The 16968-nt window shown below is 35.3% G+C and carries 16 protein-coding genes; 8 read left to right on the top strand and 8 right to left on the bottom strand.

Translation table 11 applies throughout. The features are described from left to right. The first annotated feature begins 75 nt into the window (after nucleotides 1-75). Entirely contained in the window at nucleotides 76-852 is a 777-nt protein-coding gene (locus tag AC3IS6_RS00430) for an ABC transporter ATP-binding protein (protein WP_489162751.1), read from the top strand. Nucleotides 853-913: 61 nt separating this feature from the next. On the opposite strand, the gene AC3IS6_RS00425 is transcribed toward AC3IS6_RS00430, so the two are convergent. Then, nucleotides 914-1372: a tRNA (cytidine(34)-2'-O)-methyltransferase gene (locus AC3IS6_RS00425; RefSeq protein WP_489162750.1), complete on the bottom strand. Its 459-nt coding sequence runs from the start codon at nucleotides 1370-1372 to the stop codon at nucleotides 914-916. Nucleotides 1373-1488: 116 nt separating this feature from the next. Beyond that, complete coding sequence (locus AC3IS6_RS00420; protein WP_489162747.1) at nucleotides 1489-2070, bottom strand: pseudouridine synthase; 582 nt, start codon at nucleotides 2068-2070, stop codon at nucleotides 1489-1491. A 335-nt stretch (nucleotides 2071-2405) separates the two neighbouring features. Between AC3IS6_RS00420 and AC3IS6_RS00415 the strand changes: the two genes are divergently transcribed. After that, complete coding sequence (locus AC3IS6_RS00415) at nucleotides 2406-5837, top strand: choice-of-anchor J domain-containing protein (RefSeq protein ID WP_489162745.1); 3432 nt, start codon at nucleotides 2406-2408, stop codon at nucleotides 5835-5837. A 125-nt stretch (nucleotides 5838-5962) separates the two neighbouring features. Here AC3IS6_RS00415 and AC3IS6_RS00410 read toward each other — a convergent pair whose 3' ends face one another. The 5 genes from AC3IS6_RS00410 to AC3IS6_RS00390 are packed head-to-tail and all read right to left on the bottom strand — an operon-like array spanning nucleotide 5963 to nucleotide 10212. Then, nucleotides 5963-6484, bottom strand: coding sequence for a MepB family protein (locus AC3IS6_RS00410; protein WP_489162743.1), 522 nt, complete (start codon nucleotides 6482-6484; stop codon nucleotides 5963-5965). 53 nt (nucleotides 6485-6537) lie between these two features. Then, on the bottom strand, nucleotides 6538-8331 hold the full coding sequence (locus AC3IS6_RS00405; RefSeq protein ID WP_489162741.1) for a hypothetical protein: 1794 nt from the start codon (nucleotides 8329-8331) through the stop codon (nucleotides 6538-6540). Then, nucleotides 8328-8879 (bottom strand): RNA polymerase sigma factor, encoded by a 552-nt coding sequence (locus tag AC3IS6_RS00400; RefSeq protein WP_173967578.1) that lies wholly within the window; start codon nucleotides 8877-8879, stop codon nucleotides 8328-8330. The genes AC3IS6_RS00405 and AC3IS6_RS00400 overlap by 4 nt, the downstream gene beginning before the upstream one ends. Nucleotides 8880-8929: 50 nt before the next feature. Then, nucleotides 8930-9328, bottom strand: a complete 399-nt coding sequence (locus tag AC3IS6_RS00395; RefSeq protein ID WP_173967579.1) for a hypothetical protein — start codon at nucleotides 9326-9328, stop codon at nucleotides 8930-8932. Nucleotides 9329-9336: 8 nt separating this feature from the next. Beyond that, the gene (locus AC3IS6_RS00390; protein ID WP_489162738.1) at nucleotides 9337-10212 is read right to left on the bottom strand and encodes a protease complex subunit PrcB family protein; all 876 of its coding nucleotides are present in this window, start codon (nucleotides 10210-10212) and stop codon (nucleotides 9337-9339) included. Nucleotides 10213-10371: 159 nt separating this feature from the next. Here AC3IS6_RS00390 and AC3IS6_RS00385 point away from each other — a divergent pair, with 159 nt between their 5' ends. The 4 genes from AC3IS6_RS00385 to AC3IS6_RS00370 all read left to right on the top strand — a co-directional run bounded on the left by AC3IS6_RS00385 (nucleotide 10372) and on the right by AC3IS6_RS00370 (nucleotide 13971). After that, nucleotides 10372-11745, top strand: a complete 1374-nt coding sequence (locus AC3IS6_RS00385) for a DNA recombination protein RmuC (RefSeq protein WP_489162736.1) — start codon at nucleotides 10372-10374, stop codon at nucleotides 11743-11745. Nucleotides 11746-11833: 88 nt separating this feature from the next. Then, entirely contained in the window at nucleotides 11834-12382 is a 549-nt protein-coding gene (locus tag AC3IS6_RS00380) for an acyl-CoA thioesterase (RefSeq protein WP_489162734.1), read from the top strand. Between the two features lie 220 nt (nucleotides 12383-12602). Further along, nucleotides 12603-12995: a VOC family protein gene (locus tag AC3IS6_RS00375; protein ID WP_489162732.1), complete on the top strand. Its 393-nt coding sequence runs from the start codon at nucleotides 12603-12605 to the stop codon at nucleotides 12993-12995. 406 nt (nucleotides 12996-13401) lie between these two features. Next, entirely contained in the window at nucleotides 13402-13971 is a 570-nt protein-coding gene (locus AC3IS6_RS00370) for a YceI family protein (RefSeq protein WP_489162730.1), read from the top strand. 3 nt (nucleotides 13972-13974) lie between these two features. Here AC3IS6_RS00370 and AC3IS6_RS00365 read toward each other — a convergent pair whose 3' ends face one another. Further along, nucleotides 13975-14886, bottom strand: a complete 912-nt coding sequence (locus AC3IS6_RS00365; protein WP_489162729.1) for a TIGR01777 family oxidoreductase — start codon at nucleotides 14884-14886, stop codon at nucleotides 13975-13977. Nucleotides 14887-14984: 98 nt separating this feature from the next. Between AC3IS6_RS00365 and AC3IS6_RS00360 the strand changes: the two genes are divergently transcribed. Both AC3IS6_RS00360 and AC3IS6_RS00355 read left to right on the top strand, forming a co-directional pair. Continuing rightward, entirely contained in the window at nucleotides 14985-15644 is a 660-nt protein-coding gene (locus tag AC3IS6_RS00360; RefSeq protein ID WP_489162727.1) for a TetR family transcriptional regulator C-terminal domain-containing protein, read from the top strand. Continuing rightward, nucleotides 15644-16948, top strand: a complete 1305-nt coding sequence (locus AC3IS6_RS00355) for an ABC1 kinase family protein (protein ID WP_489162725.1) — start codon at nucleotides 15644-15646, stop codon at nucleotides 16946-16948. Before AC3IS6_RS00360 ends, AC3IS6_RS00355 begins: the two co-directional genes overlap by 1 nt. The last annotated feature ends 20 nt before the right edge of the window (nucleotides 16949-16968 follow it).

Genomic DNA, 16968 nt, shown 5'->3' with positions numbered 1-16968 from the left:
ACAGATTCAACGGATTCAACGGATTTTCGCAGATTACTTTAAAAAAAAACTTAGAACCTTAGTACCTTATAAACAATGACTACTATCTTGAAGACCACAAACCTAGATATCGGCTACAAGTCGAAGAAAGAAGTTGTGACCATTGCTGAAAATTTAAATCTGAGTTTAAGTTCGGGGAAACTTATTTCGCTAATTGGAGCAAACGGAATTGGAAAATCGACATTACTCCGGACGATTACCGGAATTCAACAGCCACTGAAAGGGCAGGTTTTTTTGAATGATAAAAATATAAATACCTATAAACCTTTAGCGTTAGCGCAAAATTTAAGTTTAGTTTTAACAGAAAAATTACCACCAAGTAATTTGTCTGTTTTCGAATTAGTGGCTTTGGGACGCCAGCCGTACACCAATTGGATTGGTACTTTGAGTCAAACTGATATTGAGAAAGTTCAGGAAGCTTTAGAGTTAACCCAAATAGAACATCTGGCTCAGAAAAAACATTTCGAAATTAGCGACGGACAATTGCAGAAGGTTTTAATCGCAAGAGCACTTGCACAGGATACGCCACTGATTATTCTGGACGAACCTACAACACATCTCGATTTACTGCACAAAGTTTCGTTGTTTAAATTGCTTAAAAAACTAACAGAGGAAACTCAAAAATGTATTTTATTTTCGACCCATGATATCGATTTGGCTATTCAGTTAAGTGATGAAATGATTATTATGACTTCAGAATTAGTGGTACAGGACGCGCCCTGCAATTTAATTTCGAAAGGAAGTTTTGCAACTTTATTCAAGGATGAACATATTGTTTTTGATGCTGAAAAAGGAAAGTTTGTGATTACTTAGAAAATTTGATGGAGTTCTTTACCAATTTCAAAAAAGGAAAAATACCCAAAGAAATAAACGATTAAATATTTTTTAATCCAATTTGTCTTTTTGCTTCGCCAACCACAAAAGCGACAGAATTGGCAATGTTAAAACTTCGGATTAATTTTGACATTGGAATAGTCAGGTGATTCTCAAAACGTGCTAAGACTTCTTTGCTCAGACCAACACTTTCTTTCCCAAATACCAGCCAGTCTCCATCCTGAAATTCCGTTTCCAGATACGATTTTTCGGCATGAGAACTCATCAAAAAAACACGCGACTGATCCGGAATCTGCTGAATCCATTCTTCTATATTTTGGTATTCTGTAACCTCAAGATGTACCCAATAATCCAATCCCGAACGTTTTAGGTTTTTATCGTTGATCACAAATCCAAAGGGGTGAATCAAATGTAATCTACTTTCTGTACCAACGCACAAACGTCCAATGTTTCCGGTATTATTAGGGATTTCAGGTTCTACAAGAACTATGTTTAGCATTTTTTTTGAGTTATGGGTTATGAGGTGTAAAATGTGAGATGTGAAATGTTAGATGTGAAATGGGTATATGTGTTTTAGAACTAAAATTATGTAATAATTATTTCATTTACAAATTGTCACATTTTCAAATTATCTAAATTAAATTCGGCTACTTCCAGCACATCTCCGGCCTTTAAGTTTTGCAAATATACATTTCCTATGCGAACACGAACCAATCTTAAAGTTGGAAATCCAACGGCTGCCGTCATTTTTCGAACCTGACGAAATTTGCCCTCATTTATTGTGATTGAAGCCCAGGAGGTTGGACCATGCCGCTCGTCCCTGATTTTTTTGGCTCTCGGACCAAAATCAGGAATCTCGGTAACGATAAAAGCAGAGCAGGGTTTGGTTTTATATTTGCCGCCATCAAAACCTATTTCAACGCCTTTTTGTAATGCCTCAATTGCTTCAGGAGTAATAAGGCCATCGACCTGAACGTAATATTCTTTATCCACTTTTTTGCTTCTCACCAGTTCGCTTACCCTTCCGTCTGTCGTGAGTAAAAGCAGCCCTTCGGAATCTTCATCAAGTCTGCCGATTGCCATGGTACCTTCGGGAAAATCGTATAGCTGACCTAAAAGTTTCTTTTTTCTTTTTAATTCGTATATAAATTGACTCAGATAGCCGTAAGGTTTAAAAAGAAGGAAGTGTTGGTGCATGCTGTATTTTTTGACTGCAAAGATAACGTTGTTTCATAAAGGACATAAACTTCTGCTGCAATTATTCGAAGCTGGCAATTTTCCTTTTTTTAGAGGCAAATTTTTAAGTAAGAAATGGTTGAATAAAAAATAAGAATGTGTTAATTCATACAAAAATAAAATGTTTTGTGAAGCCCCGCCAGATCTAAGAATAATTGAAAGAACTGACGTAAAATTTGATTTTTGATTAAAAATTTTCACAAAAGCGCGATACGATAAGTTTATGTTTTCACAATATTCTGTTAACTTTAAAGAATATAAATTTGATTTCTAAAAACTCTATTTTTTTAAACTGTATGAAAAACAATTACTCTGTACGCCATCTCATGGCTTTTTTAAGTTTTTTTTGTTGGTTCGGGAATCTTTTTGCCCAAACCATGCCTACGCCCCAATCTATAACGCCTGAATTTGTACAAGATTTTAGTACGTTAGCGGCAGGATCAGCAACTTATCCACCAGGTTTTCAGGGTTGGACAGCTAGTGCTAGTGCACCGGGGACAAACTATAATACAGCCTTAATTGTGACTGATCAAAATCTTCGAATCAATAGTACTGCAAACACAAATTCAGGAGGTGTTCACAATTATAATGGGAAGATTGGCTTCTTGGATACCGGTAGTTTAGATGCAGCAATAGGTTTTGCGTTTGTAGCTACCAATAGTAAAAATATTCAGGTGAAATACGATGCTATGGTTATTCGTAATCCTTATAACGGAACGACTAATGTTTGTATTTATGAAATGGCACTGCAATACAGAATAGGAACTACAGGGCCTTTTATCACCTTACCGAAAACGGCTTATTTAAGTGACAAAACGGTTCCATTAGATGTAAGTAAGACTGATCCAATTAATCGTACCACAATTAAAACTAATTTACCTGCGACCTGTAACAATCAACCAATTGTTCAGATTAGATGGATCGCTAAACAGAATGTTGGTGGGGGAGCACGTCCTTCATTTGCGATTGATGATTTAGATATTAGAGAAGATATTGTTGCACCGGTAAGCGCAGTTGGCTATCCAAAAGCGGATAATATCTTATCAGAGAGTTTTGACTTTTCGGATAAATTAGATGAGGTAGGAAAAACGTATTATGTTTTAGTACCGGGAGGAAGTGCAGCACCAACAGCCGCACAAATAAAAGCAGGTCAGGATGCTAATAGTGCTGCCGCTTTGCAATCAGGATTTTTAGATGTTACAGATATTACTCAGGTATACACTAAAACTTTTTCAGGCTTAACACTGGATACCAATTATACGGTTTACTCTGTTACCGAAGATATTTTTGGAAATTTATTGGCTACTCCTGCTAAAGTTGATGCTTCAATTTTAAGTGCGCCTGTTCCTTCTATGGTAACAACAGTTTCTGCTTTAGATTTTGGATTTTCAGAAACAGGCTTTAACTCAGATAATTTTAATTATCAGATTCAGGGAACCAACATCACAACGGATGTTAATGTAACGGCTACCGGAAAATTTACCGTTTCGAAAGATGGAACTGCGTTTGGAACTTCAGTTGTTTATGCTGCCTCTGACTTTGCTTCAGGAGCAACACCAACCGTTTATGCCAGATTTACACCAGATGCTCTTGGAAGTTTTTCAGGACAAATTGAAAATAAGAATCTTGGAGCAGCAACTAAAATAGTAGCGCTTAGCGGAACAGGAATTGATCCGTACACACAAGGTTTTAACGATGCAAATGTTTTAAGCAATAGCGGATGGACACAATATAATGTTGCCGGTACTGCAAATAAGTGGATTACAACTACTGTGGCCAGAAATATAAATTCGGGAACAGGAGCAGTAATCATGAACGGTTATAGCGATAACGGAGCGAGTAAAGATTGGTTGATTTCTCCAAAATTACGTTTAGACAATACGGCCAAATTTGATAAAACGATCCTGCTTTCTTATTATTCCCGTAAATTTTATGCAGGTACCGATTTGAAATTAATGGTTTCTACCGATTACGATGGAAAGAGTAATCCGGAAAATGCGACCTGGACAGTACTTGATGGTAAATTCCCTACTACAACAGGAACTTATGCTCAATCGCAATACATAAAATTAGAAGGTTACAAAACAGACCATACCTATTTGGCATGGGTTTATGAAACTACCGCTGGAGGAGCAAACAATGCCGCTGAATGGTCATTTGATGATTTTGCTATTACAAATGAGACTGGTTATATAGATGCAAACCCTGTTTTAGATTTTGGAGATGTAAATTTAAGCCAAGTTTCTGTATCTCAGGCTTTTTCAGTTAAAGCAGAAGGACATGGAGATATTACGCTTACAGCTCCTGCAGATTATCAATTGTCTTTAGATAATACTTTATTTCAATCGAGTGTTGTAGTTAATGCAGCCGATGCCGCAGCATCTAAAAAGATTTATGCAAGGTTTGTACCATCGGTAAAAGCACTAACAATCTCAGGCGCGTTAACCGTAAGCGGAACTGCTTTAAACAAACAAATTGGATCATTTACAGGTTCTTCTATACCAAAAGCAGATACGTTTGATATCGTAACTTATAACCTGGAGTTTTTTGGAACCGATGTAAAAGACAAGACGAATAAAGAATTTGGTCCTACAGACGATGCGTTACAAATTGAAAATGTAGCTAAAGTAATGAACAAGTTAAATGCCGATGTTTATGTCGTTCAGGAAGTTTCGGATGAACCGGCTTTAGATGCTTTGGTACAAAAAATAAGCGTTAACGGTAAAACGTTCGATAAAGTAATTTCGCCTTCATGGTCGTATTCTTTTAAACCGTTAGACCCAAATTTCCCACCTCAGAAATTAGTGGTGATTTACAACACGCAAACAGCAACGGTAAAAAACACCAGAGTAATGTTTAAAGATTTGTACGATCAGATCCGTGCTAAAACGGTTACACTAAATAGTTACCCAAGTCCTGATGGTGACGATGGAGATTTTTTCTCTTCAGGCCGTTTGCCTTATATGGTACAAATCGAAACCAATATTGGTGGGGTAAAAAAACTGCTTAATTTAGTAGACCTTCACGCACGTGCCAATAGCGGATCGGATATGAACAAATACAACATGCGTAAATACGATGCGCAAGTGTTAAAAGACAGTTTAGATACTTACTACGCCAAATCGAATTTGATTATTTTAGGAGACTATAACGATGATGTAGATCAATCAGTTATCAGTCCAAATCCTTCATCTTATAAAATGTTTGTAGATGATGAGACCAATTATACACCACTTACTTTAGAAATTAGTAAAGCAGGAGCTTACAGTTATTTAAGTTCAAATGGGTTTTTAGATCATATCATGATTTCAAATGAATTAAAAGATGAGTACATTAAAAATTCAACTGCTGTTTATGATCCGCGTAACGATATTGCCAATTATACCAACACAACTTCAGACCACGGTCCTGTAATTGCCCGTTTTGAATTGAAACCAACATTGTCGGTGATCGATTTTGAAACGAAGAACGGTTATTTTGTTCAGGCCTATCCTAATCCAACGATTGATGTCGTTAACGTGGTGGTGAAAACAACTAATGATAAAAAATTGAAATTGAAATTCTACGATGTATCAGGTCATTTGCTTGGAAATCCTGTTGAAATAAATGCGACACAGGATTTAAGTACAACGGTTGTTCCGATAAGTTACCTGCAATCGGGGATTTACTTTTATACTTTAACCGAAAACAATAAAGTAGTTTACAAAGGGAAGATTGTTAAAAAGTAAGAAGTGAAATGTAAAAAGTAAGAAGCAAATAGAAAATTGATTTTCGGCTTCTTTTAAACAGTTTGCTAATAGCTTTCAGGAAAAAAATAAAAGCAGTCCAAAGTAATTTGGGCTGCTTTTTTGTATTAAAATAATGCTTTGAATAATGCCAGATTTGTGTTGGGTGTAATGGTGTAAAAATAATTCAGTTGCCATTGCTGTGTTTTCTGAGCCTGCTTGCTTGTCGTTTCATCCCACGGCGGATATACTCTGGTGGCTCTTTTGCCTTCTTTTGTTAGAGTCGTAAAAATCCCTTTTTCTAATAAAACAGATTTCGGAAAAACAAATTGTCCAAACAAATCATCCTTTCTAACACTTACAATCACAAAGTCAATAGTGTCTGAGAAATCAAAAGGTTCAATAATGCCTGTTGTATTGCGTTTCCATAAAGTTACAAACTGCCCCGTTTTCGTAGGCGTAATTTTGGCTGTTCTGTAGCAGATCTGCTTCTGGTTGAATTGAAAACGATAGGCATCATACTCTTGGCTTTCGGCTTCCGGTTGAGGTTGCGTTACATCAAAATTACAAGAGTCATAAAGTGTTTCTTTGGCAATAATAAGATCTCCGGGTAGTAATTTCAGATCAGTCCAATTGTTCTTGATTGTCATTTTATCGTTTTTTTTTCTAAATAATTTTTGGTGAAATTACCACAAAAAGAACTTTAAAAAGAAACATTTAATCCAAAATTCAATCCCCATTGAAACTGATTAAAAGATTGACTGTTTAACGGATTAATGTAATAATTCATTGCAGGTTCGACAAAAACGCTTGTTTTTTTGTAAACACGATATTGTAGGGTACTGCTTAAAGTAGAACCGTAGATATAATCGTTGGCGTTGACGTTTTTTCCAATTGAATTTCCGTTTAAAGCCATATTGTTTGAAATCAGCTTGCCTACAAAACCACCTGTATTTAGATTTATAGTGGTCTTGTTTTTACTAAAAACAGAGTAGGAAACTTCCAAAGGCATTTCGATGTATCGTAAACTTTGGTCTAAGTTTCCGCTTTCAATCGTATTGCTTTCGATATTATTTTGCTTCAATGCATTTGTAGTCGTCTTAGAAACAAATATATAACCTGTATTGGTGCTGATTTGAGGCGATGCCGCAACTACTGTTGCATTTTGATTGAAATAGTCATTAGAAGTCATAAAAGTATTAGGAGGCCCATTGCTGATATAGGATACATCGGCAACGCTTTGTCCTAATTCGTTAATTTTAAAACCTGAACCTACAGCCCATTTTTTGTTGATTTTATATTTCGTTTTAACTCCGTACGTGTTGCCTTGTTTAGAATCGTTTACATTGCCCAGCGTTTTGTCGTTTTTATAATTTTCTGAACTGGCTACTCCGGCAAAGACTTCCAAAGCCCATTTTTCTCCTTTCGGAATAGTCGTTTTTTCTTCTTTTTCTTTTTTGTTTTCCGGACTAATAATGCCTTTCTCTAAATTTTGAAGTTCTGCAAGCTGAACGGAATCCTGCTTGCTTAAAACAGCAGTAAATTTTGAATTGTTTTTCGGATTGCCCGTTAGTTCTCTGCCAGTGATTGCATTTTCATTTGAAGTTTTGGGATGATTATCTGAAAATGAGCCCGAGGCATTTAAAGCAATGCCAAAGTTGTTTTTAGAGCCCGGCTGCTCTTCAAAAACAGAACCGGATACCTGATTTTTTACATTTGAATTGAATGGATTTGTTTTCCCGGCGTTAAAAGTTTTTTCGGCTAAAATTTGATTAGCCGCTTTTTTATCAGCACTTAGAAGCTGATTTTTCGAATTTGGATTGAACCCTTTGGCTTTGCCGTAAACATACGTCTTCTTCTCTAAATTTTGATGAGTATCCTTTCTCTCCGTGTTAAAAAAATGATTTTTTGAAACAGAATTAAATGCATTGGATTGATTGGATTGGTACGTATTTGTTTTTGCTGAAACAATTGCTTTTTCGGCTGTAATCTGATTTCCTTTTCTTTTTGTAACGATTGAATTTAGAACAGCATTTTCCGAATTAGTTTTGTTTGATGCGTCAGCATGAGCAACTGTCGTTTTTTGATTTTGATTTTTTATAGAAAGAGCGGCTGGATCGGTATTGTTTTTTAACGAAGGATTGTCAACAGTACCGTTTGATTTTTGCTGCGTAGTACTTACGGCAGCTCCATTGTCTTTATTTTGAATTGTAGGATTTGGATTTGTATTGTTTTTTTTCTCATCTAGAACAATACCATTGTTTTCGACAGAACCATTTTTTACTGTTTTGATTTCTGAAGTAGAATTAAAATGTAAAACAGAAGGAAGCATCAAGCCTAATAATAAGCATGCAGCAGCTGACCACCAAAGAATCGCTTTCTTTTTCTTTTTTGGCTGGTCTAATTTTTCTTCAATCTGACTCCATAATTCAGGAGGCGGAACACTTGAAAAGTTTTCCATCGATGAAAAAATATCTTCTATATTTTGCTTTTTCATGCTATTTTAAAATTTTTTATGCTCATTATTTTTTTTTGCAAAATGTGCTTGGCCCGATTTAAATTTGATTTTGATGTTCCTTCAGAGATTTTTAAAAGTTCGGCTATTTCTTTATGCTTTAGTTTTTCAAAAACATACAGGTTGAAAACGGTACGGTACTGATCGGGTAAATCCCGAATGTATTCCAGCAGTTTTTCCTGTTCGACCGGAGCAATATCTAATTCCTCCTCTTCAACAAAATCGGTATCCGGATCAAAAACATCCAAAAAGAAACTTTCTTTTTTCTTCTTGTTCAGGGTTTCAATCAGCTTATTAATGAAAATACGTTTTAGCCAGCCTTCAAAACTTCCTTCAAATTTATATTGGCCGATTTTTTGAAATACTATGACAAAAGCTTCCTGAAATACATCTTTGGCATCGTCTTCATTTTTCATATACTTTAGGCAAATACCATATAAAACAGGAGAGAACAACTGATAGATTTTCAGTTGTCCCTCTCTGTCATTTTTGATGCACAGCCGTATGTATTTTTCTAAATCGTCTTTCAAAAAAGTGGTTTATTTGGTTTTGCAAAAATAGTTTTTATAAGCTTATAAAACTATCTTTTGTAAATAGTACGAGATGCATCAGTGTTATTGCTAACAATTGTTAGGTTTTGATTGTCAAGGTTTTCTATGAGGTATGTCTTCCCTTCAAAGGTAATTAAGTCATGTTCGGCCTGATCAAAGTAACCAATTCCTTTTTCGATTTTATAAGTGCTATTTCTTATTTCAACATTATTTTTGTACGTGATCACTCTTCCGTTAGGCGTAAAAACAATTTTTTTGTTAAACCCGATAGTCTTTGGAGTTGCCGTATAAGGATTATCGCTTCCTCCAATTGATTTTTCCCAAATCCAAGTATTCACAATTGAACCGGAATTGATACTCGTAGCTTCCAGTGAATATGCCGACGAAAAGAGACAGCATACAATAATAAGCAAGAAATATTTTTTCATAAATCTAATTATTTTAAACTTGTTATTTTGTCTTTAATCGCCTTTTTGAAAGCTTTTACTTCGGCACTTTGATCAGCAGTGTCGTTGTTGTCAATGAAAATTTTAGTAACACTTATTCCCTGACGAAGTTCAAAATAAATACCTCCCTGATCTGCAGAATCAGGAGAACCATATGTTTTTGTTTGCCCTTTTAAGGCTAAAATTTCTGCAGGTACCGTTTTTAAGAATAATGTATAATCTCCTTTTTTAGTTGTCGCGGTGTATCGGTATTGATTAAAATCATAAGCACCGGCTTTAACGTTTAGGAATTTTTGAATATTAAAATCATTGATCTGATAAAATTTTTGGCAATCTGCACCAGTACATTGGCCGCTAAAGCTACCAATTATGATACCATCACGGTTTTCTGCTACTTTATTAAACAGAATGGTTTTGGTTGTTTTTGGAATCAAAATGAAATCTGATGGATATGTCGCTCCCGGAGCAATAACTTCGCCCACTTCAGGTGCTTTTTCGTAGTAGTTGATTAAAACTTCGCATTTGTTTTGTACAAGAGAGGTTATTTTAATCTGATAACCGCTTGTAGGTTTAATTCCTGCGAAAATACCAACAAGCATATCCTTAGTAAAATCGATAGGTGTAATAGTGGCATTTGGACAAGTATTTTCTTTTTTGGTGAAGTAAGCATTCAGTCTTTCTTCAGAACCGGCTAAAAATGCGACAGGATTGGTAGGTAAAGATTTAACACTATAGTTGCATAAAAGTGGAATTCCTGTAAAAGCTAAGTCTTCACTTTCTCCACAAGCTACATTCATATCTTCATTATTTAGGGAGCAGGCACTGAATCCAAAAGCTATAAACAAGCTTAATATTAATTTTTTCATGATAAAATTTTAATAGTTTATAATTAGTAGATGCCTTTTTTTTGAAATGGTTGCGTGAAAAATATTTTTTTTTCATTTTAAATGAGATCGTGAAATTTCTAATTTAGAATTAGGGACTACGTAGAATTGCGTACTTTTACTTCGTATAAAAACAAAATTATGTCTGAACTTCTTCCGTACTTGTTGGCTTTTGTAGTAGCGTTATGCTTAGGGTTATACTTAGGGAAATTGTTGTTTGCCGCACGATTTCAATCCGAAAAAGTAAGTCTGGAAGAGAGGCTGAAGGCAATTGTCAATCAATTACAGGTACAGAAAGAGCAGTTTGAAAACGAAAGAAGAAGTTTCGAGAAACAGCTTCATTCCAACAGTTTAGAAAAAGAAAATATACGAACCGAAAAAGACAGTCTGGCTATTCAGCTTTCTAAAAAAGAAGTAGATTTTGAAAACTTGTGGGAACGCCACAAAGAACAAAAGAACGAAGTAAGCGAACTACAGGAGAAGTTTACCAAGGAGTTTGAAAATTTGGCCAATAAAATTCTGGAAGAAAAATCAGCAAAATTTACCGAACAAAACAGTGAAAACATGAAAAGTATCCTATTGCCGTTACAGGATAAAATTCAGGGTTTTGAACAAAAGGTAGAACAAACACACAAAGAGAGTATTGATTACCATGCGGCTTTGCGTCAGCAGATTTTGGGACTGAGTGAAATGAACGCCCAAATGAGTAAAGAGACCTTAAATTTAACCAAAGCTTTGAAAGGCGACAGTAAAATGCAGGGAAACTGGGGGGAATTGGTTCTGGAACGTGTTTTAGAAAAATCAGGTTTAGAAAAAGGAAGAGAATACGAAGTGCAGCAAAGCTTTACCAATGCCGAAGGGAACAGGGTTTTACCCGATGTTGTAATCAATCTGCCCGATGGTAAAAAGATGATTGTTGATTCTAAAGTTTCTCTGGTAGCCTACGAAAAATGGATCAATGAAGAATCAGAGCTCCTAAAAATGGATTTTCTCAAAGAACATGTAAATTCCATTAAAAGACATGTCGAGCAATTAGGGAGTAAAAATTACCACGATTTGTATCAAATTGAGAGTCCGGATTTTGTGTTGTTGTTCATTCCGATTGAACCAGCGTTTGCGATTGCTTTAAACGAAGATTCGACTTTGTACAATAAAGCATTTGACAGAAACATTGTTATTGTTACCCCTACAACCTTACTGGCAACTTTACGAACGATTGACAGTATGTGGGCGAACCAAAAGCAACAGGAAAACGCCTTTGAAATTGCCAGACAGGCAGGAGCCCTGTACGACAAATTTGAAGGTTTTGTAACAGATCTGGTACGAATAGGTAATAAAATAAAAGATACTAAAACGGAGTACGAAAATGCCATGAGCAAGCTCGTAGACGGAAGAGGAAATTTAATTTCAAGTGTCGAAAAATTAAAGAAAATGGGAGCGAAGGCCAAAAAGTCACTTCCTGAAAATATTATTACAAGAGCTTCAAATTCAGATGAAAATCAATCTCTAAACTAAAATAGAAATATAAAAGTCTTGATACTGGATACGGTTTCATCAGGACTGTCTACAAAAAACTTTTCCGTTTAACTACAAATAAAAATATATGACTGCAGATTTTAAACCCGTTTCTTCATCGAAAATAAGTATTTCAGAATTAATGCTGCCATCGCATACCAATTTTAGCGGAAAAATCCATGGAGGATATATTTTGCAGCTATTAGATCAGATTGCTTTTGCATCGGCCTCAAAGTTTAGCGGTAATTATTGTGTGACCGCTTCTGTTGATACTGTAAATTTCTTAAAACCGATTGAGGTTGGAGAATTGGTGACCATGAAAGCATCGGTAAACTACGTTGGAAGAAGTTCTATGATTGTAGGGATTCGTGTGGAAGCCGAAAACATTCAGACCGGAGCAATCAAACATTGCAATTCTTCCTATTTTACAATGGTGGCTAAAGACAACGAAGGAAAGAGTGTACCTGTTCCTGGGCTTATATTATCAAATTTAGAAGAGGTGAGACGCTTTAGAAAATGCATCAAACAAATTGAATCTAAGAAAGAAGTCGAAGAACATGCGCGAATGACAGATGTTAATTCTATCGAAGATCTCGCAAGCTTAGATCAGTATAATGTGCTTTTAGAGATTCACTAGGATAAGGCTTTAGGATGTGAAATGTGAGATGTGAAATGTGGGAAGTGAGATGTGAAAAATATTTACAAGAGAAACACATTCCTTCCTTTGGCATAACATTCTGCGTTTTATTACAAGTGAAACGCCTTTTTCGGTTAGAAAATCTATGTTTCTATGTGTTAGAAGATTTTTTATGTCCGTCACACCCAATTAAGATATTTTACAATCAAATCAAATACAAATGGTAAAGTTTGGATATACAATTTTATATGTCGAAGAAGTAGAAAAGTCCATGTTGTTTTATGAAAATGCATTTGGATTTTCAAGAAAATTTGTAACTCCTGAGGGAGATTATGGCGAATTGAGTACAGGCGAGACTACCATTTCGTTTGCTTCAAAAAAATTAGCTGTGCAAAATCTAAAAGATGGTTTTATTGAAAGTAAACTGGAGGAGAAACCTTTTGCTATCGAATTGGGTTTTATAACCGATAATGTAGAGGATTTGGTAGCGAAAGCAACTTCTTCAGGAGCGCTATTAGTAAAGGAACCTACTCAGAAACCATGGGGGCAAATCGTCGCTTATGTGCGTGATTTGGATGGGTTTTTAATCGAAATCTGTACTCCTGTGCAGTAAGAGCATTATGAAGCTTCAGTTCTATTGATGGCAGTTTGTATGGTCTCTTTAGGGCTAAAGACTGAACACAAATTCCACGAATTTGCACAAATTCTAATCGGTTAACCTTGTTTGTGAAGTTAATTTCGCAAACAAATTAGTAGCAATTCGTGAAATTTTTTATACTTGCGCCCACACTGTAGCCTTTCAGGAGCTCTTTTTGGTAAGTGAAACATTCACAAATATTTAGCAAAAATCGGCAACCGTACTGCTGAAAAAATCGTAACTTTAAGTATAAATGATTGGGTTACTGTTTTTTCACGGAGTACTGCCATTCTATTTTTTTTAAGCTCATATTAAGTCCAGTTATTTCTCTTCTTAAAATAAGAAAAAATCGAATGACATAATTGTTTAATTCTTAACGATTATGAAAAAAATTACATTATTAGTTTTACTGTTTATTGCTTATTCCGTTATTGCCCAGGATAAACTTTTTACCAGTACCGCAAGCATAAATTTTGAAGCTTCGGTGCCCTTTTTTGAAGATGTAAAAGCGGTAAACAGACAGGTCACAATTGTTGTGGAGCCTCGAACAAGTACATTTATTTGTACCGTTGTTGTTAAAGATTTTCGATTTAAATTAGACCTGATGCAGGAACATTTTAACGAAAACTATATGGAGAGTCATCGTTACCCAAAAGCTGTTTTTAAAGGGAAAATTGAAAAATTTGATTTAAAAGATATAGACGAAATCGAAAAAGAATATCAAATCAAAGGCAAGCTGGTACTACGGGGAAAATCGAAAATGATTATCGTAAATGCCTTAATCAAAAAAGTAGGAGACGGAATCCAGATTGTTTCAGATTTCCCTATTTTAATTTCAGATTTTAATATAGAAATCCCGAACAGAATAGCGGCTAAGATTTCTAAAACAGTGAATACCGAATTAATCGGAGTGGTCAGAGGTGGAGATCCAATGTATTTAACTTTAAAGTAAAGCCTAATTCGAGCAGCTAACCAGCGCGCTTTCTAAATCGGTAAACTGAAATTCCAATCCTGTCTTTTGTATTTTTTCAGATGAAACCCGTTGTCCTTTCAGGACAGCTTCGCTCATTTCGCCTAAAATAATTTTAAGAATAAAGGCAGGTACTTTTGGGAGCCAGATTTTATAACCGTATAAATTGGCAAGTGATTTTGAAAAACTAAGGTTCGTAGTATTGTCTGTGATGCAGGCATTATACGGACCTTTTATATTTTCGTCTGTAAGCGCTTTTAAGTAAATCTGACATAAGTCTTCAATATGAATCCAGGGGAGGTATTGTTTTCCTGTGCCCAGCACTACACCAAAACCATTTTTAAAATTAGGCCCAAGTTTTTTTAGAAATCCTTCATTTCTTCCCAAAACAATTCCGGTTCTTAGTTTAGCAGTTCGGATACCTAAAGCATTAATTTTATCTACTGCCTGTTCCCATTTAACACAGGTTAGGCCTAAGAAATCATTTGCGGGAGGGCTATCCTCTGTACAAATAGTAGAACTAGTAATGGCTCCGTAAATTCCAACCGCCGAAGCAGAGATAAAAGCATCCAGTACTTTATTGTTTTTCTTTAAGATTGAAAAAATCAGATCGATGGGTTGTACACGACTCTCTAAAATGACTTTTTTACGTCTTTTGGTCCATCTTTTTTCAACGATTCCTTCACCTGCTAAATGAATGATGTAATCAGCCTGAAGAATAGCTTCTTCGTTAATATAATCACTTTTTAAATTCCATTTATAATAGGTGATTAATGAGGTGTTTTCTCGGGCAGTACGACTCAAAATCGATACGGTAAAACCACTGTCAATGAGTAGATCGGTTAGTTGTTTTCCAACAAATCCAGTGCCTCCGGTTAGTAAAACATTCTTTGCCATGATAGTTTATAATATATTTAACAGTGCATTTTGTTTAAGGCAAAGTAAAGGTACTTAAACATTCCTTACCTTTAAGGCAAATTCTAAATTTTAATGAAATGGCGACTAAAAATAAGACTATTACAAGAGAAGATATCGTTTCAAAATATATGGATGAAGTTTTAGAAAAGGGGCAAAAACCAAAATCGGTATATCATTTTGCAAAAGAAAATGATTTTACTGAAGCTGAGTTTTATGCTTTTTTTGGAACATTGGAAGGTTTAGAAAAAGAAATATTCAGATTGTTTTTTGCGAATACGATTGATTTGTTGCATAAAAATGCAGATTATCAGGAGTATGACATGAAAAATAAAATGCTGAGTTTTTACTTTACTTTTTTTGAGATTTTAACGGCCAACAGAAGCTATGTGCTGCAAGCTCTGAAAATTGACAGGAATCCGCTTAAAAATTTAGTACAACTGACTTCGCTTCGTGAGGCGTTTAAAGAATATGTGTCGGAAATACTTACTGATGATTACCGACTGGAACAGGAAAAATTTCAAAAATTTCAGGAAAAAGCCCTTCAGGAATCAGCTTGGTTGCAATTGATGATGACAATAAAATTTTGGATAGAAGATTCGTCTGCGGCATTTGAAAAAACAGATATTTTTATCGAGAAATCGGTCAATGCATCCTTCGAACTGATGAATGTCGCCCCAATGAATCATTTGATAGATTTTGGAAAATTTCTGTTTAAAGAGAAAATATACAGCAAGTAATGAAAACGATCGATTATATCCCTACCTCAAAAATAGAACGAGCCAGTAAATTAGTGCAAACCGGTGCAAAGATTGGAGTAAACTATATCAAGCATTATGCTGAGAAAATGGTAAACTCAGATTTGACCCGTGATAAATTGAACGAAAATAATGCAGAAGATATTTATGACGGGCTCAAAAGCCTGAAAGGAAGCGCGCTTAAAGTCGCTCAAATGCTGAGCATGGATAAAAACTTTTTGCCTCAGGCTTATGTGGAGAAATTTTCGTTATCGCAATTTTCTGTTCCGCCGTTATCAGCCCCTTTGGTTTTGAAAACGTTTAAAACCAATTTTGGGAAAACACCCTACGAGATTTTTGATGAATTTAATGCCAATTCTGTCAATGCTGCCAGTATTGGTCAGGTGCATTTGGCGGTTAAAGATGGTAAAAAACTCGCAGTTAAAATTCAGTATCCGGGTGTTGCCAATAGCATTTCTTCTGATTTGGCTTTGGTAAAGCCTATCGCGATTAGAATGTTTAATTTAAAGGGAAAAGATTCTGATAAATATTTTAAAGAAGTTGAAGACAAACTGATTGAAGAAACCAATTATTTACTGGAACTTCAACAAAGTCAGGAAGTAGTACAAGCCTGCAGTAAAATCGAAAACATACTTTTTCCTAATTATTACCCTGAGTTCTCTTCAGAGAAAATCATAACGATGGATTGGATGAGTGGAATTCATCTTTCGGAGTTCACCGCTAAAAATACAGATCGGGAAGTGGGAGACAAAATAGGTCAGGCACTGTGGGATTTTTATATGTATCAAATTCATGTTTTAAGAAAAGTGCATGCCGATCCGCATCCGGGAAATTTTCTTGTAGATGAAAATAATCAGCTGATTGCGCTTGATTTTGGCTGTATGAAGCAAATTCCGGATGATTTTTATGTGCCCTACTTTGAACTAATCAATAAAAACGTAATCACCGACGAAACGCTTTTCAATCAAAAATTATTCGAACTGGAAATCCTTCGTCCAGATGATTCGGCTTCAGAGATCGAATATTTTACAGAAATGTTTCATGATCTATTATCCCTTTTTACCAAACCTTTTCAGGACGAGACTTTTGATTTTGCCGATGAGACTTTCTTTGAAAATATTGCCAAATTAGGGGAGCGATTTACCAACGATACCAATCTTAAAAAAATGAACGGGAACCGAGGATCCAAACATTTTATTTATATGAACAGAACCTTCTTCGGTTTGTACAATCTGATGTTTGATTTGAAAGCAAAGATTGTAGTAGAGAATTATGTGAAGTATTAAAAAAATGTTTCAGGTTTCAA

It is taken from the genome of Flavobacterium sp. KH_035 (assembly GCF_057839565.1).
Note: the sequence above shows the minus strand (reverse complement) of the source record. Positions and strands in the feature narration are given on the sequence as shown.